Source organism: Microcoleus sp. S1D4, from assembly GCF_036700765.1.
In the GTDB taxonomy this organism is placed as follows: Bacteria; Cyanobacteriota; Cyanobacteriia; order Cyanobacteriales; family Microcoleaceae; genus Microcoleus.
The window spans coordinates 35,611-62,492 of the sequence record NZ_JAUBPP010000032.1; the positions used below are offsets into that span (position 1 = coordinate 35,611).

Sequence of the window (26,882 nt, forward strand, 5' to 3'; positions counted from 1 at the left end):
AGTCCGCCACAATCACCTGACAAAACTCAAAAAATTGACAGCAGCATTCCCGCCATGCAAGCAGTCATAAAACAAGCCACAGAACCAGCAATCATCGTCCTCATATCAATTCCGGTTGCAATCCTCATGATGTTAACGGTTAACTGTTAACAGTTAACCGTTAACAGTGAATTTACTATTCCGATGAAGAGAGGATTTGAGATCGCGCCCAACCGAGCAAAATCGCCCTGATGCGATAGCGCGATCGCACCAATCCCCCAAATTTGAATCCCGATGGAAGCAATATTAGAAAAACTGCACAAAGCATAAATCGGAATAATTGCCGATCGTTCAGAAATCGTTTATGGTGATAAATGAAGAGAAAACAATGAGAGTCGGCAACACTGCAAAACCGATAAAACGCTCCATCAATTTTTCTCCATATAAAAACTTTGCTCCGCTATATAAAAAAATTAGAAACTGGGTGACTAAATCTCCTAAAAATGTAAATAGCGCCAAACCACGAGCAGTTTTGAGAATCAAAATTGTCCAAATTAGCTGCCAAGCAATTCCCCAAAGTACGGGAAGCCACTTAACAGCGCGCCGAGAAACTGAAAATGCCTAGGACAAAGCGACAAAAACCGCTAACCCCAAGAGAGAAATAAGTCTGTCCATTTCAGTCAGATTCCCTTATAATCAGAGACTAAAGCTCAAAATTACGGCGCAGCATAATTGCTGCTACATTTATGCCTCTACCTATAGTTGCTATTATTGGACGCCCCAATGTAGGCAAATCGACGATCGTCAACCGTTTAGCCAACAGCCAAGACGCCATCGTCCACGACGAACCGGGAATCACGCGCGATCGCACCTACAGACCAGCATACTGGGGCGATCGCGAATATCAAATCGTAGACACAGGCGGGCTAGTATTCGACGACGAAACCGAATTTCTGCCATTAATCCGGGAACAAGCACTGGCGGCGCTTGCAGAAGCCAGCGCAGCCATTTTCGTAGTAGACGGAAAAACCGGACTCACAGGCGGCGACGAATCCATCGCATCTTGGCTGCGCCTGCAAAAAGTCCCCATCATTCTAGCCGTCAACAAGTGCGAATCGGAAAATACCGGACTCACACAAGCAGCAGACTTTTGGACATTGGGACTGGGAGAACCTTTCCCAATTTCCGGGATTCACGGTAACGGCACCGGCGAATTGCTAGACCAACTAATGACTCACCTTCCCACAGAAATAGAGCCAGAAGTAGATGAAATTAAAGTAGCAATTATCGGTCGTCCCAATGTCGGAAAATCGAGCTTGCTAAACGCATTTCTCGGAGAAAACCGCGCCATAGTCAGCCCAATTTCCGGCACAACCCGCGACGCGATCGACACCATAGTAGAACGCAACGGTCAAACCTACCGCCTGATCGACACCGCCGGAATTCGCAAAAAGAAAAACGTCGAATACGGCGCAGAATTCTTCGGCATCAACCGCGCCTTCAAAGCCATCCGCCGCGCCGACGTTATACTGCTAGTAATTGACGCAATTGATGGCGTTACGGATCAAGACCAAAAATTAGCCGATCGCATCAGCCAAGAAGGTCGAGCCTGCATCATGGTCATCAACAAATGGGATGCCATAGAAAAGGATAACGACACCATCTACGAGTACGAAAAAGAAGTAAGAAGCAGACTTTATTTCCTCGACTGGGCAGAAATGATTTTCGTCAGCGCCATGAGCGGACAGCGAGTTGAAAAAATCATTGAATTAGTAGACAAAGCCTCCGACGAACACAAGCGTCGCGTCCCAACCGCCGTGATTAACGAAGTCATAGAAGAAGCCACAAGCTGGCACTCAGCGCCAGTTACCCGCCAAGGAAAACAAGGTAAAATCTATTACGGAACCCAAGTGCGATCGCAGCCGCCAACAATTGCATTGTTTGTCAACGATCCCAAACGGTTCACCGAAAACTACCGCCGTTACATGGAAAGCCAATTCCGCAAACACCTAGGCTTTACCGGCACACCAATGCGGCTGCTGTGGAGAGGCAAAAAAGTTCGAGCCACCGAAGTCAGCACAACAAACAGAGCACTCCGAGTCAAGTAATTTTGGATTTTAGATTGAAGAAAAAACGCAATTTAATGATAAAATTAATGAATTGCGTTTTTTTGTTTCATCAAAAATCAAACAATTGCAAAATCCCAATGTCAAAGACCCAATCTAAAATCTAAAATTTAAAATTCCAATGAAAAAATCAAAAATCGAAAATCGAAAATCCCAAGATGGACGAACAAGAGTTTAAACAAAGAACGAAGGCTCTAGCATTAAGACTTATTAAGCTAGTAAGTTCACTGCCCAAAAATACCGTTTCTGAGGTAATTGGCAAGCAGTTAATTCGTTCAGGAACTTCTGTAGGGGCTAACTATCGAGCAGCTTGTCGCGCTAGATAGACAGCAGACTTAATTGCAAAACTCAGAATAGTGGAAGAAGAAGCAGATGAATGTCTTTACTGGATGGAGCTGATAGTTGAAGCTAAATTAGTAGATGTCACTAATTTGAGGAGTATCATGTCAGAAACGAATGAAATTTTAGCAATGACAGTTGCTTCAATCAAAACTTTAATTGCTAAGAACCCAACAGCAAGTCGCAAATAAAATAATCTCAAATCCCCAACCAAAAAAGTTTTCCCTCAAAAATTAAACAATAAAATAAAGTCCAATCAAATAATTAAACAATTCAAACAATCAAAAAATCTAAAATCTAAAATCTAAAATCTAAAATCTAAAATCGCAACATGGATTTACTTCGATCGCTCCCGATAGGACTTTACCTAGAACAACCCGTAACGTGGCTGCACCGCGTAGACTCCCGCGTCAAACTAGCCTGGTTGATGACATTCCTAATCGCGCCCATACTCGCCAACCCCGCTTGGCGGTTGATGCTAGTAGCAATGTTAATCGTACTGACACTAACCGCAGCCATTCCCCTGCGCGTGTGGAAACAGCAAATGGGACTGCTGCTGCTATTCTGCCTTTTAGTATTTTGCCTCAGCGCGATCGCCCCCGACGCACTCCCCTCAGAACACCAGCCCCGCATCCCCGCCGACGAATTAACCTTTTCCCAACAGCCCGCAACCCTTCCACCCCCTCCAGAGCCGAAAGCGTGGTACAAACCTTTTAATTTAGGCTCAAACTCCCCAACCCAAAATTCCAAATCTCAACCGCAAACTAAACTCCCCCAACCCACAAACTACCGTTACGTTTTATTTAAAGGCGGCCCGATCACAATCACCCGCAAATCCATAGATTTAGCTATCAACGTCAGCACCTTATTTTTCACAGTAATTTACAGCACCAACCTCTATCTACTCACCACAGCCAGCGAAGAAATCACCTGCGCTATTGAAAATTTAATGAGCCCGCTGCGCCGCTTGCACTGGCCTGTCACCGAAATAGCGCTAACATTAACGTTATCTTTGCGCTTCATTCCCCTAGTATTGGAAGAAATACAAAATTTAGTGCGATCGGTCAGCACCAGAGCCATAAACTGGAAAAAACTCGGATTTCGCCGCGCCGCTCAAGTTTGGCTGCTCATCGCCGAGCGACTGTTAGAAAATTTGCTGTTGCGAGCCGAACAAATAGCCAGCGCCATGACTGTTCGTGGCTTCACAAGTCCCGATCGACACCGTGTAGAATGGCATCAGTTGCACTTCAAAATCCGAGACTGGATCGCCCTCGGTTGCTTGATCCTTCTCTGGAGCGCCCGCTTGGTTTGGGGTTGGGATAGTTAGGATTTTAGATTTTAGATTCTTCGACTTCGCGAGGGAACAAGTTTTAGATTTTAGATTTGGGGATTGAGTGATTGATTGATGGGTAGTTGACGCCGCATTAGACCCGTTGGGCGATCGCGCTTCCTCGAAAAAGTTTACACGCCCGCCGAACGCAGGGATTGCGGGCAATAAAATTCTCAACACAGCAGCATTAAAGGTAAAATGAATCGAGTTTCCTGCAACCAGCTAGCTGCTGGGCCGCCAAGGACGCTGTTGTCAAAGCTCTAGGCACCCGATGGCAGGGAATATGATATGCAGATGTGGAAGTTCGGCGGGACGATCGCGGTGCTCCAAACGTGCAACTGCACGGAACAGCAGCAGCACGAGCTTCAGCCACGACGGAGACTACTGAACCGCTAGGGCGATCGCCCTTTGTACCCCGCCAGAAAACAACCCCCTCCCGTGATTCCCCAGCGAAACTTAAATCTAAAATCTAAATCTTTAAACTAAAATCGATCGACTGTGAGCATAAATGACTACAGAAACCTACCTGAACCATCCAAACTTCGGCCTCCTCTTCAGGGTATCCCAGGTTGAAGACAGCCAAGAATTATTCACCACACTATACGCCCAACGCCTATTCTTCTTAGTGACAAACGGCCCAGGCGGCCTGAGATTTGAACCCATCAGCCGCTCCGACGCTCGCCTGATGGTAGAAATTCGCCTGCGAACGCTCCGCCGCAACGGGCAATACAAAGATTACGACCAATTGCAAGCCATTCACCAGCGTACATTTCAATAGCGAAAATCTGTCATTGGTCATTAGTCATTGGTCATTAGTCATTGGTAATTGGGAATTTCGTAATAGGAAATTCCTCGTTACCAGGCTCTGCCTCTGTTTCCCTCGCCGCTTCTGGAAACACAGAAGTGTAGCAGATGTTTAAATTAAGTAACCGGGCATCATTAATTACAAAAAGACTCTTGACGCTGATTGGGCCCTGGGGCGATATGCAAGTGTAATTAATTCAGCACGCCCTACTGATTAAATTTTCGTTCCTAACTTTCCTTCCCTCCACTTCCGAGCATTGAGCAACTATGACCATTACCTCTCGAATTAACAGCATTCGCCAACACTTGCCCGAATCAGTGCGGTTAATTGCCGTTACCAAACAGGTATCGACTGATGCTATCCGCGAAGCATACGGCGCGGGCATCCGAGATTTTGGGGAGAGCAAGGTTCAAGAGACTGTCGAAAAACAAAACCAACTGCAAGATTTACCCGGCATCAACTGGCACCTCATCGGGCACTTGCAAGCCAACAAAGCAGCCAAAGCCCTAGAGCATTTCCAGTGGATTCATTCTGTAGATAACTTAAAATTGGCAGCTAGGCTCGATCGCATAGCGGGAGAACAGTCCTGCTCTCGGGAAGTCTGCCTGCAAGTCAAAATGTTGCCAGATCCCGACAAATACGGCTGGACAGTCCCAGAACTGCTTGCCGACCTCCCAGAACTGAATAAATGTCAGAATCTCAAAATTCAAGGTTTGATGACAATACCTCCGCTAGGATTAGATGAGGCGCAAATCCTAGAATTGTTTAACAGCACCCGCGAACTTGCTAATAAAATCCAGCAGCAAAATTTGCCCCACATCCAAATGCAGCAGCTCTCGATGGGGATGTCGGGAGATTATCATTTGGCAATTCAAGCAGGTGCTACTATGATACGGCTAGGAACAAGCTTGTTTGGCTCTAGAAGAGAGGACAACTTGGGTTAAAAATAGAGTAGTTAGCGACCCGCGGCTAACCCGCAACGCGAGTATAGTCGGGGCAGTACAGTCGTGAAGGAGCTTAAATGGTGAGCATTTTTTCTAAGCTACGAGATTTTGTAGGCTTCAACAATGAAGGTGAATACGATTACGAATACGACGAAGCGGATGGAGATCGTTTTCAAACCGTCTACCAACCGCCCGAACCGAACGCCGCTGCAGCCGCTGCAGCAGAAGAAGAACGCCGCCAAAATCGCAGAATGCGGGAGCGGTCAGTAGTAGGATCGACAGGTACGGATGTTGTTGCACCAACCGGGGGAGTAGGGTCAGTAATGAATAACGTGATTGGAATGCCTGGAGCTATGAACGGGATTTCGGAAGTAGTAGTAATGGAGCCGCGCACTTTTGAAGAGATGCCGGCAGCAATTCGAGCGCTGAAAGAGCGCAAGTCTGTGGTTTTGAACCTAACTGTGATGGATCCAGACCAAGCGCAAAGAGCTGTGGACTTTGTAGCGGGCGGTACTTACGCCCTTGACGGTCATCAAGAGCGAATTGGCGAAAGCATTTTCTTGTTTACGCCTAGCTGCGTGCAAGTGAGAACTCAGTCTGGTGTGGTTCACGAAGTGCCCCCAGCCCAAGGACGCCCCCGCCCTGCTGCTGCTGCTCCTGCACCGACTGTCTGGCCGGCAGAACAAGCTCCAATGGCTCAGTAGTCAGTAGTCAGTTGTCAACTGACAGTTGACAGTTGACAGTTGACAGTTGACAGTTGACAGTTGACAACTAATAAGCTGCTACGCATCTAAATTGAATACAAAGACGGGCTCTCCTGCCCATCCCACAATAATTGTAGAAAAATTGACTGTCAAATTAGATGCAAAGCAGCTTAACTGTGGAATCAAGACTGCAGATTAACTAACAAGCGGGAAGTCCCCCACTCTAATGGTAGTCCGTTGAGTGCCGGGATAAAAGCGTACAGAACAATTGGGTTCTATGCCCACTTGTTCGCTCTGCGATATTTGTAGATCGGCAAAACCTTTGATCTAATATTTACTATTAATTAGGAATTAGCAGTAACTAAATGCTACGCAAAGTTGTCAAAGTTCGTTTATACCCTACCGATCGGCAGTGCAAGCATCTGGCACAGAGCTTTGGTTGCGCTCGTTGGTGGTGGAATTACGCGCTTAATAAGTCGATTGAAGTCTATCAAGAGACTGGCAAAGGGCTTGGACAATCTGCATTAAATGCTTTACTGCCAGCCCTAAAAAAGGAATATGAATGGTTAAGTGACTGCTACAGTCAAGTGCTACAGGCGGCTACGCTTAATCTCACGATTGCCTATAAAAACTTTTTTGACAAAAGAGCTCAGTTTCCTAAGTTCAAGTCAAAAAAGCATAAGCAGTCGATTCAATACCCCCAAAATGTTCAAGTCATTTCTGACGCTGAACTCAAGTTCCCTAAACTTGGAGTAGTCAAAGCAAAATTACATAGACCGATTGACGGAAAAATCAAAACTGTCACAGTTAGCCAAAACCCTTCAGGTAAATACTTTGCTGCAATTTTATTTGAGATTGAAGGTGAAAATCCAGAATTTTCTACTTCTGGCAAAATCCTTGGGATTGACTTAGGATTAAAACAGTTTGCAATCGTTGCCGATGGCACTAAGATTTCTAAGTTTGAGAACCCTCAACATTTTGTAAAACATCAACACAATCTCAAGCGTAAGCAGCAAAAGTTAGCGCGTAAAAAGGATGGCAGTAATTCTCGCAAAAAAGCTAAAAAATTACTGGCTAAGATACACGAACGGGTAGCCAATTTTCGGCATGATTTTCTGCATAAACTCAGCGCAAAGCTGGTCAACAAAAACCAAGTTGTCATAGTAGAAAATCTTCATGTTAAAGGCATGGTTCGTAATCATTGCTTAGCTAAAGCTATTTCTGATGCTGGTTGGGGAATTTTTGTCAATTTCCTGAGCTACAAATTAGACCGCAAAGGCGGTAAGTTAGTAGAAATTGATCGATGGTTCCCTAGCTCTAAAACCTGTTCAGTTTGTTTGCATCAAGTCTCGGAAATGTCTTTAGATGTGCGCGAGTGGACTTGCTCTTACTGTGGCACTCATCACGACAGAGATGGCAATGCTGCAACAAATATCAGGAATGAAGGTATCAGAATGCTAAAGACGGATGGAACAGCCGTTTCTGCTGTTGGAGGGAAGGTAAGTCCAAAGGTGGGGCGTAAGTCCAATCTGAGGCACTCCCCTGCGAAGACAGAAGCCCACGCTGTATGCGATAGCATCAGCGCTGAGTAGTTCACTAACATTAGCTAACAACTGACAACTGACAACTGACTAATGACTAACATCAAATTTGGTACGATCGGCGGCGGGGTAATGGGAGAAGCTCTCCTGTCGCGCCTCATAGCACAAAAAGTTTATTTACCCTCAGAAATATTGGTCAGCGATCCGCAACCCCAACGGCGCGAATTTTTGACGGAAACCTACGGAATCGCTACAACAGCAAGCAATCTAGAAGTTGCTACCGCTACAGAAGTGCTGTTTTTGGCGATTAAACCGCAAATGTTTGATACGGTAGCTTTGGAGTTGGCTGTGGCGATCGATCGCCAACAAGCAAATAATGGAGAAACGGCTAATTCCCAGCCCGAAGCGTTGATAGTATCGATTTTAGCAGGAGTCCCGCTCAGCAAGCTAGAACCGGCTTTCCCTGGGCGGGGAGTGCTGCGGGTGATGCCGAATACTCCGGCGACGGTGGGGGCGGGAATGAGCGCGATCGCCCCTGGCAAACTTGTGCAACCAACCGATTTAGAATTGGTAAAACGCATCTTTGGCGCTGTGGGAGAAGTCGTGGAAGTTCCCGAAAGTATGCTGGATGCGGTGACTGGGCTTTCCGGTTCCGGCCCTGGTTATGTGGCAATTTTTATCGAAGCCTTGACAGATGGCGGAGTTTGTGTTGGACTGCCACGGGCGATCGCCTCTCAATTAGCAATCCAAACTGTATTCGGTACAGCGAAGCTATTACAAGAAACAGGAATGCACCCCGCCGAATTAAAAGATCGGGTGACAAGTCCCGGCGGTACAACTATTGCCGGAATTGCTAAATTAGAAAGTAATGGCTTTCGATCTGCTACGATCGAAGCAGTCAAAGTGGCTTATTTGCGTTCTCAAGAATTAGGGAAATAGGTGTTATAGCCTTTCTCGTAAAGATGAGGTATGTCCGGTAATGGGTAATGGGTAATTGGGAATTGGGAATTGCGAATTGGGAATCGCAAGTGCCTATAGGCTTTCTGAGGTTTCTGGAGGTAAAGACGGCCTCCGTGCGAAAAGCTGATCGTCGCATAATTTGGCATACCTCATGTTTTTGAGAACCGCTATATATCAAATCCGTTCGATTGACCGCAATCAGTAAAGTTTGTAATGCGGACTTTAGTCTGCAGCCGGAGAACGGACTAAGAACGAAGGGTTTTTGTTATGGTCATCAACCGGACATGATATGATTATCGATCGCTAGCTGCTGTTTCCAATTTCTCTCCAATCCTCGGTTCAGTACCGTTCAACAAACGCTGAATATTGCTGCGGTGCCGCACAATCACAAACACACCGCCCGCAATTGCAAACAATACATAAGCCAGCGGCTGATGTAAAGCAAACATCAATCCAGCAACGCTAATTGCTCCGATAATTGAGCTTAAAGAAACAATTCGGGACACTGCAAAAACAATTCCAAAAATCCCTAAAGTTCCCAAACCAACTGGCCAATACAAACCCAGCAAAACTCCCAAACTTGTAGCCACAGATTTACCGCCGGTAAACCCCAACCAGATAGACTTGCTGTGGCCCAAAACAGCAAACAAGCCTGTTAAAGTTGCCATCCAAGGAATGATAGTGGAAGTATTTTCTATACCTGCGCCGATCGCTAGCTGAGTGGTAAAATCTAGAGAGTAAATGTAGCGGGTTAGGACGATCGCACTTACGCCCTTCAACACATCAACCAGCAACACCGCCAACCCCGGCCCTTTCCCCAAAGTCCTCAGTACATTAGTCGCGCCAGTCGAACCAGAACCCACCTCTCGAATATCAATTCCCAGCATCCATTTACCCAGGGTGTACCCAGTCGGAATTGAACCCAGCAGATAAGCTGCTATTAAAAGTGCGCCATTTAAAACTATCCAGCTAGTCATGTTTTAATTTAATCTTCGTGTATTTTTACAATTTGCCATAGCAAATGTGTTTTTTTTACCTTCATAAAGAGAGGGCGGATTTTGCCTCGATCGAGTTGCTTGTTTCATAGATTCTGAACTCAACCCGCCCCTGCCGGGTATGGTGTGTTTTTTGCTTGTCCAATCAGCAATTACCGATTACCATTAGCCGTTACTAATTACTAATTACCCATTCAAAAATCTTTAGGAACCATCAAACTTTGCGGATCTGGAGCAAAGGCCAGCCACAGCGGAAATTGCAGCATTGACAAACTAATTAAATCCTCAGTTTCATCGATCGCAATTAGCGGCAAATTGCCATCTTTCACCAGTCGATCGGCTTTTTGAGCCAAAGCCTCGGGAGACTCAAACATAATAATGCCGCGTTCCGGGCCAAAATCGCTGCGAGTAATCCCCAAACAGTCCTGCAAACCCCTGCGCCACTCTCCCAAACGTTCGGGAGTGTTGGCGAGCACCAAAGTCCGCACCCGTGCGCCGTAGACGCTTCTGAGGACAGAAACAATCGCCGAAGTAATCAAGATATTTTGCAAGCGCGAACCCATAGTTCGCAAAGCGCCCCTTCCTCCTTGGGTGAAAAACCAGTTAGAGACTCGTTCCGCGTGGATGGGTTCAAAGGTGCGGCGGAGTTGCCAAGCTGGGCCGTAGTAGTCCGGGAGGGTGCGATATTGGTCGAGGATGCGGCGAATTTGTTTGGTTTGTTCTTGAAATCCTGGTTCGGCAAATCTCAGATTTACTGGTGCTGAGGACTCCGATTCGTCCGCATACATTTGCTTGGGCGTTTCTTGGATTGGCGGTGTCAAATCTAAGAGTTCCGCAGTGGCGGCCAAATCCTGCAAACTTCCGACTAGATAGTCTTTGAAACCCTGGACTCGGATGGCTAAGTCTTGGGAAACGCCTGCAAAAGTTGTCCGCATTTCCTTTTGAATTCGATCGCGCCGGCGTTCGAGTTTTTCTATTTCGATTTGTAGGGTTTGTTTGCGCTTGTCTAATTGAATCAAGCCGTCTTGTACCAAACGCCCCATCGATGATTGAGCCTCGCTCAACGCTTCTAATGCTTGGGCTTTGTCGGCTTCCAGCGCCGCAATTTTTTCTGTCAAATTTTGTTCTTGCTGGAGCAATTTTTGAACTCGATCTGCCACATTTTCGGTAACATTTTCTGAAATTTCTGTCACCGTTGCGGCGGTTGCTGTTGGCTGGGAGTCTGTTTCTGGCTCGATTCGACCGATCCTCTTCGAGGGCTTCGCTAACGCGCTTTCAAAAGAGCGATCGTCTGTTTCTGGCTGAATTTTGTCGATCGCGCTTGCTGCGTCCGCTTCATCGGCGATTTCGGCCTCTTCCTCGGCCCAGGGGTCTGTTTCTGGCGGGAATTGGGCGGCAGGTTTGTTAAGAGCGATCGGCTTTTGCGGTGTCTGAGATGGAAGTTGGTACTCCGTCTCAGATACCGATAAGTTTAGTTCGCCGTCAGCGGCGGCTGTTTCTTGAGGTTTTTGGGTTGGAGATTCGTCTGAATTCATGGGAAATTTTGTTCGGCCCAGGGCACGGAAAAGCTAAATATTTTAAATTAACAACTTTTTTAGTCTTGACGGGGACAGCGCTGTTCTAAGCAGGTCTGTAGCATTTTACGATCGAACAGAACCGGCAGAAAGTGAATGCTGTTAATTTCTTTGAAATAGAACAAAATCGGCAGCGCGGGCCAAAATATCCGCCAATTTTGCCATTCTCGGTAAGGAAAGCGGCGGATTAAGTTTTGCGATCGATAAATGTCCAAATCCGTTGCGGTGAATTGCAGCCGGATGGTGGCGGCTTGGTACATCAGAAACAAGCCGAACAGCGAAAGCGGCAAACTCGCCCACTTCTGCACGAACAGCAGCGGTACGGCGGCCAGTACCAGCACTAGGGGAATCGCAAAACTCGGGGCGAGCTCGATCGTATTTGTGGGCGCGGTCGCAGAGGCGGTTGTATTCACAGGTTTAAATCAAAGGTACATAAACGAATGTTGCCAATTATTCATATTTTATCTGTTTCCTAGCTTACAAGCCTTTGAGTACGCTAGAACCCGTCCCCTGAAACATGATCCAAGTCATCAAAAAGTTAACCACAAAAATTGCCAGCAAAGCCGTCACCACCGCTGTAGTAGTCGATTGTCCCACACCTTTTGCGCCGCCGGTGGTGGTCAAACCCCAGCTAGTACCGATTACAGCAATCAAAGCACCGAACACAAAAGCCTTAATTGCTGCGCTGCAAATATCCCACAGACTCAGGAAATGCCGGACAGATTCTAAAAACACTGTTTGAGAGATGCCGTACATTGTCGTTGCAATCAGCAGCCCGCCGATGATGCCGGTGACTAGGGACAATATTGTCAGAATTGGCAGCATCAAGCAGCAAGCAATGACGCGGGGAATTACTAAGTAGTCTATCGGGTCTGTTCTGAGCATCAGCAGGGCATCTATCTGCTCTGTGACCTGCATCGTGCCGATTTCCGCCGCAAAAGCCGAACCTACCCGTCCCGTCACGATTACCGCTGTTAAAACGGGGCCGAGTTCGCGAGTCAAAGACAAAGCCAAAACGCCGCCGACGACATTGCCGGCACCGAGGTTAATAAACTCCCTCGCTACCTGAATAGTAAATACCATGCCGACAAAACCAGCAGTCAGCAAAGCAATCAACAGCGATTCCGGGCCAACTGCTGCCATTTGGTCGAGGGTGTTGCGGCGGTTAATTTTGCGCGTCAGCAGGTGCAGCATGACTTGGCCGCCCAATAAAATTGCTGCGAACAACCGCTTACTCCACAAACTGAGGCTCGACTGTGTAGTTGTACTCAAGGGATTTTGACTGTAGAACAACTGCCAAAAATGAAATCTATCTACAAATCTTAAACAAGTTTCTTCTCTAAGATTTAAGATTTTTGACAGAATTGGCTGCGGAGGGCGATCGCTGCCTATCGTAGAAAAAGACAAGTTTTGTTTACTTGCACCTTTCGGCAGTTTAGCTGAATTTACTGACTCTTATGAGCATATTTCCTAATTTTCTTCGCTCTTTACTGCTGACGGGCCTGTTGAGCTTTGTCGCTCCCTTATTGTCGATCGGCGCGGGATTGACTGGCTGTGCGCTGATTAGCCTCGTCCCTGGCTTCCAAGGGCTCGGTCGTTCTGGAGAAAACATGATTTTACAGTTCTTAGCGACTTTCGGCAGTGGCTCTCCTCTGCAGGGTGTTTTGGCGATCGGTCTAGCTTTTGGTTTGGTTGGTGCTTTGTTTGATACCTACGCTTCTTATCAGCATTCGCGGTGGGATTGACCGACTTGAGAAAAAGCAGAGCAATCTCAAATTTAACATTATTTAGCTGTGGCTCCCTCGGATACCTGCGCCTGTAATGATTTAGCAGTACGATCGCCAATGTTCGGAAATGCGATCGCCCTTTTTGCGGAAAACCGAATATCGCTGTTGCGGAAGCAGGAATATATTAAATACAGGTTGAGTCAAGTGTTTCTCAACCTCTAACAACGTAAGAGATTCGAGGTATCAATTATGGCACTTATTCGTTGGGAACCTTTGCGAGAAATGGACTCCTTGCAGCGAGAAATGAATCGGTTGTTTGATAGCTTGACACCAGCGACCGATCGCCCATCTAACGGCCTAGCTTTTGTCCCCCCCGCCGAACTCAATGACACTCCCGAAGCCATCCACCTTAAGTTAGAAATCCCAGGAATGGAAGCTCAGGATTTGGACGTACAAGTAACCGCAGAAGCGGTGGCTATTAGTGGCGAAAGGCGATCGGAAATCAAGAGCGAAGATAAAGGCATAACCCGTTCAGAGTTTCGCTACGGTTCCTTCCGCCGGGTGATTCCCCTACCCGCACGAGTTCAAAATGACAGCGTACAAGCTGAGTACAAAAATGGGATTTTGAACTTGACTTTACCAAAGGCGGAAGCAGAAAAGAACCGCGTGGTTAAAGTTCAACTCGGCTAATCAATAATTCTTTACCACTTTAGTTAGTTTATTAATAGGGGGCGCAGTGCGTACCCCTATTCTTTGGGTAATTGGTAATTGAAAATTGAAAATTGAAAATTGCGAGTTTAAGGAATAATTCTTCCCTCTTCCCTCTTCCCTCTTCCTTCTTCCCTCTTCCTTCTTCCCTCTTCCTTCTTCCTTCTTCCTTCTTCCCTCTTCCTTCTTCCTTCTTCCTTCTTCCTTCTTCCGACGGACTTACATCCGTTACATCCCGTACATTGCTCGTTGCCGAACTTCCTTCTTCCATCTTCCGACGGACTTACATCAGTTACATCCGTTACATCCCGTACATTGCTCGTTGCCGAACTTCCTTCTTCCAACCGTGTTAAACTCAAATCAGCAATGGTTGGTGGGGAGACTGGCGTGCCGAGTCAGGGAGTTGGAGGACATGGAACTGCATCGGAATTTGGAAACTTAACCGGAATGACTCGCCAAGAAGTCGATGACTTTTTGCGCGGACTGGGTGCAGAAATCCGACCTACTAAAGGTGGTTATCTTGAATAGGAATTTGCCGCTCGTTCGCGAGTCCATATTCGTATTGATGGTGAAGTTATACGCACCGCTGCTCCTAGATACGGTTCAGATGGCAGAAGAATAAACAAAGGTTTGCGTCTTGACAAAGACGGCAGTTTGATCAAAACACGCGATGAATTTGGCAACCCAATTCTGGGTACACACAATACTGGAGAAAAAGTGAGGAATTAGTATGCCGGATGACTACAACTTACTTAATTTAGGTGGACTGACATCCCTCGTAACCAATGTCAATGTCTCTTTGTGGGGAAATGAAATTTTATTTCAATGTATTTACGATCCTACAGGTGATCGCTTGCCTTATACCATAGTATTTCATGACTGCCGAGATGTCAGTTGGGAAGTGTTTCATCCTGAAGATGTACAAGAACCTGAAGCTGATTTAATTGGCATTCATTTGGGTGAAGACGAACACCGTCAAGCAGCTTTAATTCATACGGATATTTTTGAGATTTCTATTCTGTATGGCAGCTTCAATATTCATAAAGGAGAGGGTTTGAATTTAGAAATAACATATTTAGAAACAAAGGTTTTGGTGTCCTAACCGCCAGCAATCTTGTAGGGATCTTAAATTGCCTCGCGACTAAGTTACATATTAGTTAATAATATGATACCTATAAAATAACCATTGTCAGGTTAGAAAGTTCGGACTTGTACCCGCAAAATAAGAGAGGAGATAAATCCCAGCACCTCAACGAATTACCAATTTTTTAGTAAAGACAGTAGGTATTTTTGCCCGCATCAGTTTACGATACTTAATAGAACTTTTTTGCCAAACGAGGTAGAACAAAATGCCTGATATTGTGGATATTGCCGTAGGTGCGGGTTCCTTCCAAACCCTTGTAACAGCGGTGCAAGTAGCTAATTTAGTAGATGCACTCAAAAGTCCGGGGCCTTTCACGGTCTTTGCACCCACTGACGATGCTTTTGCGAAATTGCCACCGGGAACTATCACTACGCTAGTGCAGAATGTCCCCCAATTGAGCAGAATTTTGATGTTTCACGTCGTCTCCGGCAAGTTTATGAAGGCTGATTTGGCAAAACTCGGTTTTGTTACTTCTTTAGAAGGTTCGCCAATTAAAATTGATTGTTCTGACGGTTTTGAAGTGAAAAACGCTACTGTTGTCGCGGCAGATATCGAAGCTGACAATGGTGTCATCCACGTTATTGATAACGTGATTTTGATGGGATAATTTCACTTTTCAACTTTGCAGCGGGAGCGAAGCAGGTGTCTTGCACTGCTGCTTCGCTCCCGATCGCGCTTTTATTTTGTGACGAATGAAGGTAATTTAAATCTAAAAAAGTTGTCTTTTCGCCGGATATATTTTAAAATTATTGTTTAAAAAAGTTTGAAAATCAATAATTATAATATAAGGAAACCTGTGTGGTGAGCACTATGCAAATCCTAGCCGCCAGCCTCAAAGCACAAGTCCGCCAGCGTACTTTTGAACTGCAAGTTCTCAACGAACTTACCGTGAAAGTACAACTTGCCAGGGTTGCTGAGGAAATTTGGTCTGCGTGTATCGAACATATCGGGCGTCTGATTCCTGCGGAGACGATCCTCTTCGAGGGCCCAGCCACCCTAGGGGCGGGCTTTCCTTCGGATCGCTTCGCTAACGCTAACGAACTTTTGACGCTACCGGACGATCGACTATACCTCCAACCACTGTCAAACCCTTTAACTGCTCGCACCAAAGCCAAAATTAAAGCACGATTGCAAGCAGCCCGCGTTGAATGGCTCGCTGGAAATCGGGACTGGGCGTACAACATCGCTTTGCCACCAATCGGTCAGTTTAAGTCTGTCTTGATGGCACCAGCTAACGAAGATGAAAGTCAAGAATTGTTGGGAGTATTTTTTATCGGTGCAGAGCAGGCAACTGCTTTTAATATCGAACACCTTTGTTTGCTCCAAACTGTCGCTCAAATCTGTGCAACATCTTTGATTAATTTAGCAGCTAAAAAGCCGAATGTCAAGGAAAAAGATCGAGATAATTTTGCAGTCGGTGAGGAAACTAAAGAATTCGTATTGCGGGCTTTGGCGGACTGTGCGCCGGACATAGTTTTTGCCAAAGATAGAAATTTTAAATACATTTTTGTTAATCAAATTTTGGCGCAATATTTAGGGAAAAATGTTGAAGAAATTCTCGGAAAAGATGACATTGAATTAGGATTTTCAGCAGCAGACGTATTTGGCGATCGCCAAGGCTTTGTTAGGGGCATTCGCGAGGAAGATCGAGCTGTACTCGCCGGGGAGATGGTTCGCAATCCCTACCAGGCGATCGTCTTTGGAGGCGACAGACAACACTTTTTTGACACCCAAAAACTGCCGCTGCGGGATGCGGAGGGCAATATATTTGGGGTTTTGGGTATTTATCGGGAAATTTTAGAACACTCTGCAGCAGAGGAAGCCAGAAATCAAAGCCAAGCCAAACTGCAAAAAATTACTGCTAGCGTACCTGGTACGGTATATCAAATTGACTTGCAGCCAGACGGTTCGATGACCTTCTCGTTTGTGAGCGCGGGCTGTCGAGAATTGTATGAAATAGAACCAGAGGTGGCTCAGCAAGATTTTAATGTAATTGTTGACATGATTCATCCCGAAGATCGAGATGATTTTGTTAACTCGGTGCAGATTTCTGCTGAAAGTTTGCAGCCTTGGCGGTGGGAAGGCAGAATTGTTACTCCGTCGGGAAAACTGAAATGGATGCAAGGAGCTTCTCAACCGGAAATGCAAGAATCGGGGGAGATAGTTTACTACGGCTTGTTCACGGATATTAGCGATCGCAAACGAGCGGAATTAAAACTGCAACTTTATCAAGAAATATTTTTAAAGTCTAACGATGCGATCGCCATTTTAGACCCCCAAGGTTATTATTTAGAAACAAATCAAGCTCACACAGCTTTGCTGGGTTACAGTTCATCGAAATTGTGGGGAAAAACCCCTGCGATTCACATGGGAGAACCGGCTTTTGCGTCGCTGCTGCAAAGCTTAGCCGAAACAGGGAGTTATCGAGGCGAAATAACCTGTGTTAAGGCTTTACAAGCCGGAATCTTTGAGGCGGAACTTTCGGCTTTTGCGGTTCTCAATGATGCTGGGGATGTGGTTTGTTACGTCAGCGTCAAAAGAGATATCACCGAACGCAAGCGAGCTGAGGACAAACTTAAACTTTATCGAGAAATATTTTTAAACTCCAACGATGCGATCGTAATTATCGATGCTGATGGGTTTTTTCTCGAACAAAATCGCGCTCACCAATCGCTGCTAGAATACACAGACGCAGAATTAGAAGCAGAAGCGCCGCCGCTGGTGGCGGAGGAGCGCTTTTCGGCAATTACCAAAAATTTAGCGAAAACAGGAACTTTTCGGGGCGAAATTACTAACTCTACTAAAAAAGGGCGCACGCTGGCGATCGACGTAGCGGCATACTCTGTGATGAACAACAGCGCCGATATAATTTGTCACGTCTGCGTCAAGCGCGACATTACCGAACGCAAAAAAGAAGAAGAAGAACGGCAAAAATTTGTGTCGTTGATTGAAAATAGCAGCGATTTTATCGGTATGGCTACTCTCGAAGGCCACACACTGTTTGTCAACGAAGCCGGACGCAAAATGGTTGGTGTAGATCAGCTTTCGGAAATGCTTTATACGGAGATATGGGATTATATAGGTCACACTTTTAAACAAGAATTTACTCAAGAAATTTTGCCCAAAATGCTCAGTGACGGTCAGTGGCAAGGTGAAGGTAAAATGCAGAACTTCCACAGCCAAAAACGCATAGATGTGGTGATAAATGCTTTTCTGGTAAAGCATCCTCAAAGAAGCGAACCGCTGTGCTTTGCTGCGGTAATTCGCGATGTGACAGAACGCAAGCAAGCTGAGAGAATGCTGCGGGAACAAGCAGAACAAGAACGGCTGGTTTCGGCGATCGCCCAGCGAGTCCGGCAGTCTCTCAATCTCACTCAAACTCTGAGCACAGCCGTGGAAGAAGTGCGGCATTTGCTGGCGACTGACCGCACGGTAATTTATCGTTTTGATTCGGAGGAAACAGCGATTGTGGTTGTGGAATCTGTGGGCGAGGATTGGATGCCGCTGCTAGACAGAAAGCTGGAAGAATCATCTTTTGAGGAAAGTTATGTATCGGTGTACCGCGCTGGTAAAATTCAAGCTATTGAAGATGTTCATGCGGCAAGCTTGAGCGACATCCACCTAAATTTTTTGGTGAGTTTGCAGGTAAGGGCTAATTTAGTTGTCCCAATTTTTATCGGCGATGAAAATCAAGAGTCGATCGCCGAAAATTGGTCAAAAACTCCCGGAACAGAATCGCCCATCGCGAGTTGGGAAACCAGTCAAAATCGGTTGTGGGGATTGCTGGTTGCTCACCAGTGCGGTGGCCCACGCGCTTGGACTGATTCTGAGGTGGATTTGCTGGGAAGGTTGAGCGTGCAGTTGGCGATCGCCATTCAGCAATCTACTTTGTTTGAACAAGCGCAGCAAGCCCGAGAAGCAGCCCTAGAAGCCTCTAGAATGAAGTCGCTATTTTTAGCAAATATGAGTCACGAAATCCGCACTCCGATGAATGGAGTGATGGGAATGACTGATTTGCTGCTGAAAACAAATCTCACTCCCGAACAGCTAGACTTTGTGCAGACGCTGAAACTCAGCAGCCAAAATTTGCTATCAATCATTAATGATATTCTCGATCTCTCCAAACTGGAAGCCGGAGAAATGCGCTTGGAAACCATCGAATTTGACCTCAGTATCTGTTTGGATGAAGTGCTGGATTTGTTAGCAACTCCCGCACAAGAAAAAGGTATAGAATTGGTGGCGCTGATTGACAGCGACGTGCCGCAGAAAATTAGAGGCGACGCAGCGAGGTTGCGACAAATTCTCACTAACTTAATCAATAATGCGATTAAGTTTACCGAAGTAGGAGAAGTAGTAATTGAAGTTTCTACTGGCAGACCTCCGGGGTTGGTGGCAGCCAGTGCCGCCCGCCAAAAATTAGAGAATATGCAGCCGTTAAAACTCGGAAGCGATCGATCGCTGTTCCTGCTGTTTAAAATCACAGATACAGGAATTGGTATAACGACAGAAGACCAAATAAAGCTGTTTCAATCTTTTACTCAAGTTGATGCTTCTACGACGAGAAAATACGGTGGTACAGGTTTAGGTTTGGCTATTTCTAAGCAGTTGGTGGAGTTGCTAGGGGGTCAAATAGGCGTGGAAAGCACGCTTGGTCAAGGCTCAACTTTTTGGTTTACTGTGCCGGCTGTTAAGGAAAATTTGACTGCTGCGAGGACAGCGTGCGACGTGAATTTGCAAACGGTGTTGGCGGGACGAAAAATGTTAGTTGCTAGCGATAAGCCGACATTGCGAAAAGTGCTGCTGAAAATGGCTGTTTTGTGGGGAATGGAAGTTGACGAGGTTGAGAACGGTTGGATGGCGATCGCCTCTCTGTACAAAGCTGTCAGCATTAATTCTCCTTACGCTATTGTTTTGGTTGATATTCAGTTACCGGAAATGGTGGCGGGAAGTCTGGAACGTTTGATGATTGCTGAGCAGGCTATGCAGCAAACGCATTGGGTGGTGTTGACTTCTATTACTCAGATATCGGAGGCGAAACGTTTGGTAGATATCGGTTTTAGCGGCTATTTAACTAAACCGGTGAAAGCTCATCGGCTGTTTGATTGTTTGGTGAATGCGATCGCCCCTAGTGTTGAAATCGATCTGTCGCTGGCAAATCCCACCAATAATCAACCCTCAGTTATTGACAATCGGGAGTTAGCCAGCTTGAAGATTTTGTTAGTTGAAGATACTCCGATCAATCAAAAAGTTGGCTTGAATCAACTCAAACTTTTGGGATGCGCTGCGGATGTGGCGAATAACGGTGCTGAGGCGCTATCGATGCTGACTCTCAAAAAGTATGACATTGTGTTGATGGACTGTCAGATGCCGGTTTTGGACGGTTACGAAGCGACGCGGGAATTGCGCCGTCTGGAAGCGACAGGCGCTGCTGGTTTGGGAGAGTTGAAGCTTCATACGGTGGTGATTGCGATGACGGCGAATGCTTTGAAGGGCGATCGGGAAAAGTGTCTGGCGGCGGGGATGGACGATTATATTAGCAAACCTATTTCGATCGAAAAGTTAAAATCTGTACTCGAAAATTGGTCGGTAAAGTTAAAAATTGAAAGTCCCAAGTTTCAGGGCGAGGAACTCGAAAACTCTGCAGCGGATCTAGAATCTGTAGTGGATATGGCGCGTTTGCACGAAATTGCTGGCGCTGATTTAGATTTTGAGCTGGAAATTTTGCAAACTTTTGTGGTGGATACTGACAGTTATTTAAAAGCAGCTAAGGGGGCGATTTCTTCGGGAGATGTGCAGGCGCTGGCCCGCCACGCGCATCAAATTAAAGGTGTCAGCGCTACGGCGGCGGTGCGGCGAATGCCGGATTTGGCTGCTGAGCTTGAACGTCTGGCACAATCAAACGATTTGGAGGGCGCGACGAAAATCATCGCTGAATTAGAATTAATTCTGGCGGGGGTTGAAAAGTGGACTGCTGGTCAGTGATAGGTTCTACAGTATTTGTATGAGTGCCCAGGCCTAAAAAATCATGATAGTTTGGCTACAAAAGAAGTGTTGGGTTTTTTGCACGGGCGATAGTTTGCAAGGTGCGGATCTATGAGATTATGGATATGTTTAGGGATTTTCGCTAGGCGACGCAACCTAGGACTTGATTGATTTTATGCAAAAGTGGCCCGATCGCCCGATCGCAAATACCTCCTATTAGCCCCTGCGATCGATAACCTGTAAAGATTTTTAACTTTTTATCAAGATATTTATTTCTATGTGACGAGATTAGGAACTCTTATAACATCTTGTGTGTTGTAGCTTTTGACACTACTAAATTGAGTTATTGTGGTGAAATATAAAATAATCATTAAGCCGATCGCTCAAAAGGTACTTTTCGTATATCGGCTTGAAAGACTAAGATCGGATTTTCGCCCGCCCAACCCATTAACTGCGTATTTACGCTTGAGGAGGTTTTATGACTCCAATCATGTTACGTCAACTCTGGTCGTTAATTGAGACCACCCAAGCCACTCTGTTAGTCAATTTAGACGATGACACCCTGGTACAGTGGCTGCTGAAGCAGTTAAAGGCAAATTCTGCGCTCAATGGCAATGAAACAGATGTGTTGAACGAGTACATCGAGTCTCGGCTGTCGCTAATTCGCGATTTAGCTGAGGAGCGTTTGGCCCCCGATCAGTTCTGAGCCCATTAAATCAAAATTGGATAAATATTGTAGACAAGGGCGATCGCCCGCAGCCGGCTCAAAAAGATCGGCTGGTTTGCGTGGAGTTGTCGCGGTTCACAACAGCTAATTTGAAGCAGCCCAATGTTGTAAATGGGCGATCGGCAAAGTTATCGACAGCTACAAGGTAGGATCGTCAGGAAAGCGTTCTACTAAAATCTATGCGTAAATGGGGATTTCTATTGCTAGCAAGCGTGTTATTAGTCGCACCGCTAGCATCTTGTCGGGATCGATCGGCACAAACCGGACAAAATACAGCGACAAATTCTGGTGAAGGCAAATCGCAACAAGGTTCCAGCCGGATAGATACTATTGTCAGCCGCGGCAAACTCATTTGTGGCGTCAGCGGCGAACTACCGGGTTTTAGCTTTGTAGACGAAAAAGGTAAATATTCGGGACTCGATGTAGATGTGTGCAGGGCGGTGGCGGCCGCAATATTTGACGATCCCGAAAAAGTCGAATACCGAAAGCTCAACGCCAAAGATAGATTTACAGTTTTGCAATCTGGAGAAATCGACATTCTCAGCCGAAATACCACCTTTACGGCAAGTCGCGACAGCACTACGGGACTGGAATTTGCGCCAATTGTCTTTTATGACTCTCAAAGCATCATGGTCAAAAAAGACAGCGGCATCAAAAGTTTAAAAGATTTTGCGGGCAAATCTATCTGCGTGCAGACAGGTACGAGCAACGAACAAAATTTGTCCGACCAAATGCGAAAATTAGGAGTCAAATACACTCCTGTCGTGTTTGAAGATGTGAATGCTACCTTTGCTACCTATCAAGAAGGTCGCTGTCAAGGTGTTACTTCCGATCGATCGCAACTTCTTTCTAAGCGCACAACTCTACCGAATTCCGAGAACAATGTGATTTTGCCGGTAGTGATGTCAAAAGAACCCTTAGCCCCAGCGGTAAAAAGCGGCGATGCGAAATGGGCGGATGCGGTGAGATGGATTATTTTTGCGACGATTGAAGCTGAAGATTTGGGAATTAATTCAGCAAATGTAGATAAAATTGCAGCAAGCAGTACCGATCCAAACGTCAAACGTTTGCTAGGAAAAGAAGGAGACTTAGGTAAAGGTTTCGGACTCTCGGACGATTTCGCTCTCCGCGTTGTTAAAAAAGTGGGGAATTACGGGGAAATATACGATCGCAACCTCGGCCCGAAAAGTACACTTAAGTTAGACCGAGGTCAAAACAGACTCTGGAAAGATGGCGGTTTGCTTTACTCGCCACCCTTCCGTTAATTTCATCAGGACTTAAACGCGCTTCGTCCCAGAAACCGGGTTTTTTACGCAAATATTTGACGCTTGCTCTTTACCGCTTCAAAAACCCGGTTTCTGGGCTATTGGTGCGTAATTCTCTGTATAGTAGACCTCTGTCATTCATTGGCTCTCAAGACTTGAAATTATCTGCGTTTATCGTGGGTTGCATCTGCCTTGCACCTGCGGTAGATCTATCAATCAAAGATTTATGCAATTCAAGTCTAGTTCGCTCTACATTAAAAAATTATGAATACAGAACCTCAACCGGGCCACTCCAAGAAATCATCCAAATTTCAAGAGTTATCAACACTGCTGCGAGACGATCGCTTGTGGAAAATAGTCGGACAGGCGATCGCCCTAATTTTAGTAATAACTGTAATCGCCATTTTTTGGGACAATATCAGCGCCAATTACGCGCAACTAGGGATTGAATTTGGATTTGACTTTCTCAATTCCCAAGCATCCTTCGATATCGGCGAAAGCGTAATTCCCTACAGTCCCGAAAACACCTACAGACAAGCTTATTTTGTCGGTTTAGTCAACTCGCTGCGGGTAATGGGTCTGGGGATTGTTTTCACAACAATTGCGGGCGTGACGGTAGGAATTGCGCGCCTTTCCGACAACTGGTTGCTGCGAAATTTGGCTGCTTTGTACGTAGAAATTCTGCGAAACACGCCCTTATTGCTGCAATTATTTTTCTGGTATTTTGCAGTGTTCATTTCCCTGCCAAAACTGGAAGATAACCCGCAGATGAAAGGGCCGATTTACTTGACAAATCGCGGCATTGCTGTACCTTGGCCTGCACCTTTGCCCGGTTTTGAGATTTGGTTGATTTTATTAACTGTCGGAGTTTTGGCTGCGGCGGGGCTGTGGATGTGGCGGGGGCGGGTGATGCTGGAAACAGCGAAGCCGGGAAGACAGTTATTTTGGGCGGCAGGTGCGATCGGGCTAAGTGCGATCGTAGCTTTAATTATCACCAAAAATCTGCCTTTGCGCCTAGATTTTCCGCGCCTGACACCAGCATTGCAACTCCAAGGAGGATTAAAAATAACTCCAGAATTTGCAGCCTTAGTAACAGGACTGAGCTTGTATACTGGGAGTTATATTGCAGAAATTGTCCGCGCCGGAATTCAGTCAGTATCGCGAGGTCAGTGGGAAGCAGCAAAATCTTTGGGACTAAAATCGGGAACCGCGATGCGGATGGTAATTTTGCCGCAAGCCTTGCGGGTGATAGTGCCGCCTTTAACCAGTCAGTATTTGAATTTAGCTAAGAATTCGAGTTTAGCGGTGGCGGTTGCTTATCCCGATGTTTACTTTGTAGTGGGTTCTCCGACTTTGAATCAGACCGGTCGGGCGATCGAAGCAATGCTAATTATCATGGTAACATACCTGACAATTAGTTTAATAGTTTCTCTATTCATGAATTGGTACAATCGAACCGTACAACTCAAGGAAAGATAAAAATTTAATTCTGGTAACAATAAGGCAAATCAAATGGCTTACAGTGACTTCAGTTTAAGCAGCGTCTTGAAAACATTTAAATTAAGTTATTCTGAAACTGCTAATTTGTTTGCGAACGAACAGAAACTAGAAAGCCGTAAAAACTTTAGAAATGTTAGTATAGCTGTTCTCAATAAAATGAGGTTTGCCCAATGACCAATCCCTCCGCTTCGCGCTCGCCCAATCCCTCCGCTTCGCTCCGCCCAATGCCCACTCCTAGCATCTAATGTTACTGAAAAAGGCTAGATATAAGTGCAATTATAAATTAACCACTAACCACTAAAGAATTATGGAAAAAACCCCCGTACTACCGCCTCCCCCCACCGAATCGCCCACACCTTGGAATTGGGCGCGCACAAACCTATTTAGTACCTGGTACAACTGCATTTTTACAGTAGTTTGTCTGATTGTCGGTTTCCAAACTATCAAAGGAATTATCGTTTGGGCTACAACAAAAGCTCAGTGGCGGGTATTAGAAGCCAACTTGCCGCTATTTTTTGCGGGCAGATTTCCCAGCGAATCCTACTGGCGGCTGTGGATAGTGGCGGGAATAATTGCTTTGTTGGGAGGCTTGACTTGGGGAAATATTCAGCGGGAAGAACGACTTTGGAATGCGCCTACATTGATTTTACTCGCTGCTGCGGTTGTCGGTGCGCTAATTTCGCCGATCGACCAAACCTCTCGCTTCTACCTCTTAGGAATTATTATCGCAGCCATCGTCGGCTACGTCACCGCCAGACAAGTCAACCCTAAAATCATGGGTTGGATGCCAGGAATTTGGGCTTTATCCTTCCCGCTGATTTTGTGGCTAATTAAAGGCGGGTTAGGTTTGAGAGAAGTCTCGACAAATGATTGGGGCGGTTTAGTGTTGACGCTGTTTTTAGCAATAATTAGCATTGTGCTTTCCTTTCCCTTGGGAGTATTGCTAGCCCTGGGGAGACAAAGTTCTTTGCCCGTCGTCAAACTGCTTTCAACATTATATATTGAAATCGTTCGCGGTTTGCCATTAATTGGCATTTTGTTTTTAGGTCAAGTGATGCTGCAATTATTCTTGCCGCCGGAATATCCCAAATTAGATAGAGTCGTAAGGGCGATCGCCGGATTAACATTATTCAGTGCGGCATACTTGGCAGAAAACGTGCGCGGGGGCTTGCAAGCCGTACCCAGGGGACAAATAGAAGCGGCAAGGGCGATCGGGCTAAACACACCACTACTTACAATTCTCATTGTACTACCCCAAGCGTTGCGAACAGTCATTCCGGCGATCGGCGGTCAATTTATCGGATTATTCATGGATACATCCCTACTTGCGCTATTTGGAATGTTAGAATTAATCGGAATATCCCGCGCAATTTTAGCAAATCCATCATACATCGGCAGATACGCCGAAGTTTACATATTCGTCGGCCTAATTTATTGGGTATTTTGCTATTCAATGTCATTAGCTAGCCGCAAACTAGAACGCAGTCTCGAAAAAAGTCATTAGTCATTAGTCCAACGTCATTTTAGCCCCTCGCGAAGCCGAAGGCTAGTCATCAGTCATTTTAGCCGCTCGCGAAGCCGAAGCCTAGTCATTAGTCATTAGACAATTTTTAAACACAAATCTCTATCAGCGTTCATCTGCGTTCATCAGCGGTTAACAAATAAAAAAATCATGGAAACTCAATCCACAAGTCCCGAAACAGTAATCGTAGCAGAAAACGTCCACAAATGGTACGGAAAATTTCACGTACTGCGAGGCGTTAGCATGAACGTCAACCGAGGCGAAGTCGTCGTCATAATGGGCCCGTCCGGTTCGGGAAAATCCACATTTATTCGTACTTTCAACGCCTTAGAAGCATATCAGCAAGGTAAAATAACGATCGACGGAATCGAACTTTCCCACGACTTGCGGAACATCGAGACAATTCGCCGGGAAGTAGGAATGGTATTTCAACAATTCAACCTGTTTCCCCACCTATCAGTCTTGCAAAACGTCATGCTAGCGCCCGTATGGGTGCGCCGCTGGCCCAAGAAAAAAGCCGAAGAAGCAGCAATGCAACTGTTAGAAAGAGTGGGAATTTTGGAACAAGCACAAAAATATCCCGGACAGCTATCTGGCGGACAGCAGCAACGGGTAGCAATTGCACGTTCTTTAGCAATGCAGCCTAAAATTATGCTTTTTGACGAACCAACATCAGCATTAGATCCAGAAATGGTGCGAGAAGTTTTAGATGTGATGCGAAATTTGGCTGAAACTGGAATTACAATGGTAGTAGTAACTCACGAAGTCGGATTTGCGCGCGAAGTAGCCGATCGCATTGTATTGATGGACGGCGGCGTTTTAGTGGAAGAAGCCGGGCCGGAAGAGTTTTTTCAGAATCCGAAGGAAGAACGCACCCGCAAGTTTTTATCTCAGATATTGTAACTAATTTTCAAGTTTAATCGGTGAATTTGGCTGCGGTAGCAGCCGTAAAAAAAGACAGAATTAAGGTAAAATAAAAAAGTGTACAATCAGTCTCTATTTTGCTGAGA

General features: G+C 45.9%; 26 protein-coding genes and 1 pseudogene. 20 read left to right on the top strand and 7 right to left on the bottom strand.

Annotated elements, in window-relative coordinates:
- Nucleotides 1-146: 146 nt before the first annotated feature.
- Complete coding sequence (locus tag QT998_RS27590) at nucleotides 147-338, bottom strand: nucleoside transporter C-terminal domain-containing protein (RefSeq protein WP_442921998.1); 192 nt, start codon at nucleotides 336-338, stop codon at nucleotides 147-149.
- Nucleotides 331-549 carry a Na+ dependent nucleoside transporter N-terminal domain-containing protein gene (locus QT998_RS24580; protein ID WP_333118247.1) on the bottom strand — a complete coding sequence of 73 codons (219 nt, stop codon included), beginning with the start codon at nucleotides 547-549 and terminating at the stop codon, nucleotides 331-333. Before QT998_RS24580 ends, QT998_RS27590 begins: the two co-directional genes overlap by 8 nt.
- A 176-nt stretch (nucleotides 550-725) precedes the next feature.
- Here QT998_RS24580 and der point away from each other — a divergent pair, with 176 nt between their 5' ends.
- The 9 genes and pseudogenes from der (at nucleotide 726) to proC (ending at nucleotide 8,707) form a co-directional block, all read left to right on the top strand.
- Nucleotides 726-2,087 (top strand): ribosome biogenesis GTPase Der, encoded by a 1,362-nt coding sequence (der, locus tag QT998_RS24585; protein WP_333118231.1) that lies wholly within the window; start codon nucleotides 726-728, stop codon nucleotides 2,085-2,087.
- A 176-nt stretch (nucleotides 2,088-2,263) separates the two neighbouring features.
- Nucleotides 2,264-2,635, top strand: a pseudogene (locus QT998_RS24590) (four helix bundle protein).
- 140 nt (nucleotides 2,636-2,775) lie between these two features.
- Complete coding sequence (locus QT998_RS24595) at nucleotides 2,776-3,771, top strand: energy-coupling factor transporter transmembrane component T family protein (protein ID WP_333092822.1); 996 nt, start codon at nucleotides 2,776-2,778, stop codon at nucleotides 3,769-3,771.
- Between the two features lie 299 nt (nucleotides 3,772-4,070).
- Complete coding sequence (locus tag QT998_RS24600; RefSeq protein ID WP_333118229.1) at nucleotides 4,071-4,247, top strand: hypothetical protein; 177 nt, start codon at nucleotides 4,071-4,073, stop codon at nucleotides 4,245-4,247.
- A 35-nt stretch (nucleotides 4,248-4,282) separates the two neighbouring features.
- Nucleotides 4,283-4,552 carry a transcriptional coactivator PipX gene (gene pipX / locus QT998_RS24605; protein WP_194011441.1) on the top strand — a complete coding sequence of 90 codons (270 nt, stop codon included), beginning with the start codon at nucleotides 4,283-4,285 and terminating at the stop codon, nucleotides 4,550-4,552.
- 293 nt (nucleotides 4,553-4,845) lie between these two features.
- On the top strand, nucleotides 4,846-5,523 hold the full coding sequence (locus tag QT998_RS24610; protein WP_333092823.1) for a YggS family pyridoxal phosphate-dependent enzyme: 678 nt from the start codon (nucleotides 4,846-4,848) through the stop codon (nucleotides 5,521-5,523).
- A 77-nt stretch (nucleotides 5,524-5,600) separates the two neighbouring features.
- A complete protein-coding gene (locus tag QT998_RS24615) occupies nucleotides 5,601-6,227 on the top strand; it encodes a cell division protein SepF (protein ID WP_333118228.1) in 627 nt (208 codons plus the stop codon).
- A 365-nt stretch (nucleotides 6,228-6,592) separates the two neighbouring features.
- Nucleotides 6,593-7,819 (top strand): RNA-guided endonuclease InsQ/TnpB family protein, encoded by a 1,227-nt coding sequence (locus QT998_RS24620; RefSeq protein ID WP_333092825.1) that lies wholly within the window; start codon nucleotides 6,593-6,595, stop codon nucleotides 7,817-7,819.
- A 42-nt stretch (nucleotides 7,820-7,861) separates the two neighbouring features.
- Complete coding sequence (proC, locus tag QT998_RS24625; protein WP_333092826.1) at nucleotides 7,862-8,707, top strand: pyrroline-5-carboxylate reductase; 846 nt, start codon at nucleotides 7,862-7,864, stop codon at nucleotides 8,705-8,707.
- Nucleotides 8,708-9,021: 314 nt separating this feature from the next.
- Here the strand turns inward: proC and plsY are convergent, their stop codons facing one another.
- From plsY to QT998_RS24645, 4 genes are all read right to left on the bottom strand, one after another.
- The gene (plsY, locus tag QT998_RS24630) at nucleotides 9,022-9,705 is read right to left on the bottom strand and encodes a glycerol-3-phosphate 1-O-acyltransferase PlsY (RefSeq protein ID WP_333118226.1); all 684 of its coding nucleotides are present in this window, start codon (nucleotides 9,703-9,705) and stop codon (nucleotides 9,022-9,024) included.
- A gap of 212 nt (nucleotides 9,706-9,917) precedes the next feature.
- Nucleotides 9,918-11,258, bottom strand: coding sequence for a DUF3086 domain-containing protein (locus QT998_RS24635; protein WP_333118225.1), 1,341 nt, complete (start codon nucleotides 11,256-11,258; stop codon nucleotides 9,918-9,920).
- Between the two features lie 59 nt (nucleotides 11,259-11,317).
- Nucleotides 11,318-11,710, bottom strand: coding sequence for a DUF3119 family protein (locus QT998_RS24640; RefSeq protein ID WP_194011621.1), 393 nt, complete (start codon nucleotides 11,708-11,710; stop codon nucleotides 11,318-11,320).
- Between the two features lie 64 nt (nucleotides 11,711-11,774).
- Complete coding sequence (locus tag QT998_RS24645) at nucleotides 11,775-12,569, bottom strand: MlaE family lipid ABC transporter permease subunit (protein WP_333092843.1); 795 nt, start codon at nucleotides 12,567-12,569, stop codon at nucleotides 11,775-11,777.
- A gap of 185 nt (nucleotides 12,570-12,754) precedes the next feature.
- Between QT998_RS24645 and QT998_RS24650 the strand changes: the two genes are divergently transcribed.
- Both QT998_RS24650 and QT998_RS24655 read left to right on the top strand, forming a co-directional pair.
- The gene (locus tag QT998_RS24650) at nucleotides 12,755-13,042 is read left to right on the top strand and encodes a hypothetical protein (RefSeq protein WP_194068401.1); all 288 of its coding nucleotides are present in this window, start codon (nucleotides 12,755-12,757) and stop codon (nucleotides 13,040-13,042) included.
- A 231-nt stretch (nucleotides 13,043-13,273) separates the two neighbouring features.
- Nucleotides 13,274-13,714, top strand: a complete 441-nt coding sequence (locus QT998_RS24655) for an Hsp20/alpha crystallin family protein (RefSeq protein ID WP_333092830.1) — start codon at nucleotides 13,274-13,276, stop codon at nucleotides 13,712-13,714.
- Between the two features lie 107 nt (nucleotides 13,715-13,821).
- Here QT998_RS24655 and QT998_RS24660 read toward each other — a convergent pair whose 3' ends face one another.
- Nucleotides 13,822-14,091: a hypothetical protein gene (locus QT998_RS24660; RefSeq protein ID WP_333118223.1), complete on the bottom strand. Its 270-nt coding sequence runs from the start codon at nucleotides 14,089-14,091 to the stop codon at nucleotides 13,822-13,824.
- 7 nt (nucleotides 14,092-14,098) lie between these two features.
- Here QT998_RS24660 and QT998_RS24665 point away from each other — a divergent pair, with 7 nt between their 5' ends.
- The 9 genes from QT998_RS24665 (at nucleotide 14,099) to QT998_RS24705 (ending at nucleotide 26,775) form a co-directional block, all read left to right on the top strand.
- Entirely contained in the window at nucleotides 14,099-14,260 is a 162-nt protein-coding gene (locus QT998_RS24665; RefSeq protein ID WP_333092832.1) for a hypothetical protein, read from the top strand.
- Between the two features lie 202 nt (nucleotides 14,261-14,462).
- Complete coding sequence (locus QT998_RS24670; protein WP_333118221.1) at nucleotides 14,463-14,834, top strand: hypothetical protein; 372 nt, start codon at nucleotides 14,463-14,465, stop codon at nucleotides 14,832-14,834.
- A 247-nt stretch (nucleotides 14,835-15,081) separates the two neighbouring features.
- Nucleotides 15,082-15,483 carry a fasciclin domain-containing protein gene (locus QT998_RS24675; protein ID WP_194011615.1) on the top strand — a complete coding sequence of 134 codons (402 nt, stop codon included), beginning with the start codon at nucleotides 15,082-15,084 and terminating at the stop codon, nucleotides 15,481-15,483.
- 203 nt (nucleotides 15,484-15,686) lie between these two features.
- Nucleotides 15,687-20,858, top strand: coding sequence for a PAS domain-containing hybrid sensor histidine kinase/response regulator (locus QT998_RS24680; protein WP_333218175.1), 5,172 nt, complete (start codon nucleotides 15,687-15,689; stop codon nucleotides 20,856-20,858).
- 478 nt (nucleotides 20,859-21,336) lie between these two features.
- Nucleotides 21,337-21,564, top strand: coding sequence for a hypothetical protein (locus tag QT998_RS24685; protein WP_333092834.1), 228 nt, complete (start codon nucleotides 21,337-21,339; stop codon nucleotides 21,562-21,564).
- 200 nt (nucleotides 21,565-21,764) lie between these two features.
- Nucleotides 21,765-22,850: an amino acid ABC transporter substrate-binding protein gene (locus tag QT998_RS24690; RefSeq protein WP_333092835.1), complete on the top strand. Its 1,086-nt coding sequence runs from the start codon at nucleotides 21,765-21,767 to the stop codon at nucleotides 22,848-22,850.
- Between the two features lie 264 nt (nucleotides 22,851-23,114).
- Nucleotides 23,115-24,329: an amino acid ABC transporter permease gene (locus QT998_RS24695; RefSeq protein ID WP_333118218.1), complete on the top strand. Its 1,215-nt coding sequence runs from the start codon at nucleotides 23,115-23,117 to the stop codon at nucleotides 24,327-24,329.
- A 328-nt stretch (nucleotides 24,330-24,657) separates the two neighbouring features.
- Nucleotides 24,658-25,854, top strand: a complete 1,197-nt coding sequence (locus QT998_RS24700; protein ID WP_333118216.1) for an amino acid ABC transporter permease — start codon at nucleotides 24,658-24,660, stop codon at nucleotides 25,852-25,854.
- A gap of 168 nt (nucleotides 25,855-26,022) precedes the next feature.
- Entirely contained in the window at nucleotides 26,023-26,775 is a 753-nt protein-coding gene (locus QT998_RS24705; protein ID WP_333118214.1) for an amino acid ABC transporter ATP-binding protein, read from the top strand.
- Nucleotides 26,776-26,882 lie beyond the last annotated feature (107 nt).

Bases quoted from the DNA above. Each gene is read 5' to 3' on its own strand.
- der (WP_333118231.1), top strand. From the start codon at position 726: ATGCCTCTACCTATAGTTGCTATTATTGGACGCCCCAATGTAGGCAAA.
- QT998_RS24595 (WP_333092822.1), top strand. From the start codon at position 2,776: ATGGATTTACTTCGATCGCTCCCGATAGGACTTTACCTAGAACAACCC.
- pipX (WP_194011441.1), top strand. From the start codon at position 4,283: ATGACTACAGAAACCTACCTGAACCATCCAAACTTCGGCCTCCTCTTC.
- QT998_RS24610 (WP_333092823.1), top strand. From the start codon at position 4,846: ATGACCATTACCTCTCGAATTAACAGCATTCGCCAACACTTGCCCGAA.
- QT998_RS24615 (WP_333118228.1), top strand. From the start codon at position 5,601: ATGGTGAGCATTTTTTCTAAGCTACGAGATTTTGTAGGCTTCAACAAT.
- QT998_RS24620 (WP_333092825.1), top strand. From the start codon at position 6,593: ATGCTACGCAAAGTTGTCAAAGTTCGTTTATACCCTACCGATCGGCAG.
- proC (WP_333092826.1), top strand. From the start codon at position 7,862: ATGACTAACATCAAATTTGGTACGATCGGCGGCGGGGTAATGGGAGAA.
- plsY (WP_333118226.1), bottom strand. From the start codon at position 9,705: ATGACTAGCTGGATAGTTTTAAATGGCGCACTTTTAATAGCAGCTTAT.
- QT998_RS24635 (WP_333118225.1), bottom strand. From the start codon at position 11,258: ATGAATTCAGACGAATCTCCAACCCAAAAACCTCAAGAAACAGCCGCC.
- QT998_RS24650 (WP_194068401.1), top strand. From the start codon at position 12,755: ATGAGCATATTTCCTAATTTTCTTCGCTCTTTACTGCTGACGGGCCTG.
- QT998_RS24655 (WP_333092830.1), top strand. From the start codon at position 13,274: ATGGCACTTATTCGTTGGGAACCTTTGCGAGAAATGGACTCCTTGCAG.
- QT998_RS24665 (WP_333092832.1), top strand. From the start codon at position 14,099: ATGGTTGGTGGGGAGACTGGCGTGCCGAGTCAGGGAGTTGGAGGACAT.
- QT998_RS24670 (WP_333118221.1), top strand. From the start codon at position 14,463: ATGCCGGATGACTACAACTTACTTAATTTAGGTGGACTGACATCCCTC.
- QT998_RS24675 (WP_194011615.1), top strand. From the start codon at position 15,082: ATGCCTGATATTGTGGATATTGCCGTAGGTGCGGGTTCCTTCCAAACC.
- QT998_RS24680 (WP_333218175.1), top strand. From the start codon at position 15,687: ATGCAAATCCTAGCCGCCAGCCTCAAAGCACAAGTCCGCCAGCGTACT.
- QT998_RS24685 (WP_333092834.1), top strand. From the start codon at position 21,337: ATGACTCCAATCATGTTACGTCAACTCTGGTCGTTAATTGAGACCACC.
- QT998_RS24690 (WP_333092835.1), top strand. From the start codon at position 21,765: ATGCGTAAATGGGGATTTCTATTGCTAGCAAGCGTGTTATTAGTCGCA.
- QT998_RS24695 (WP_333118218.1), top strand. From the start codon at position 23,115: ATGAATACAGAACCTCAACCGGGCCACTCCAAGAAATCATCCAAATTT.
- QT998_RS24700 (WP_333118216.1), top strand. From the start codon at position 24,658: ATGGAAAAAACCCCCGTACTACCGCCTCCCCCCACCGAATCGCCCACA.
- QT998_RS24705 (WP_333118214.1), top strand. From the start codon at position 26,023: ATGGAAACTCAATCCACAAGTCCCGAAACAGTAATCGTAGCAGAAAAC.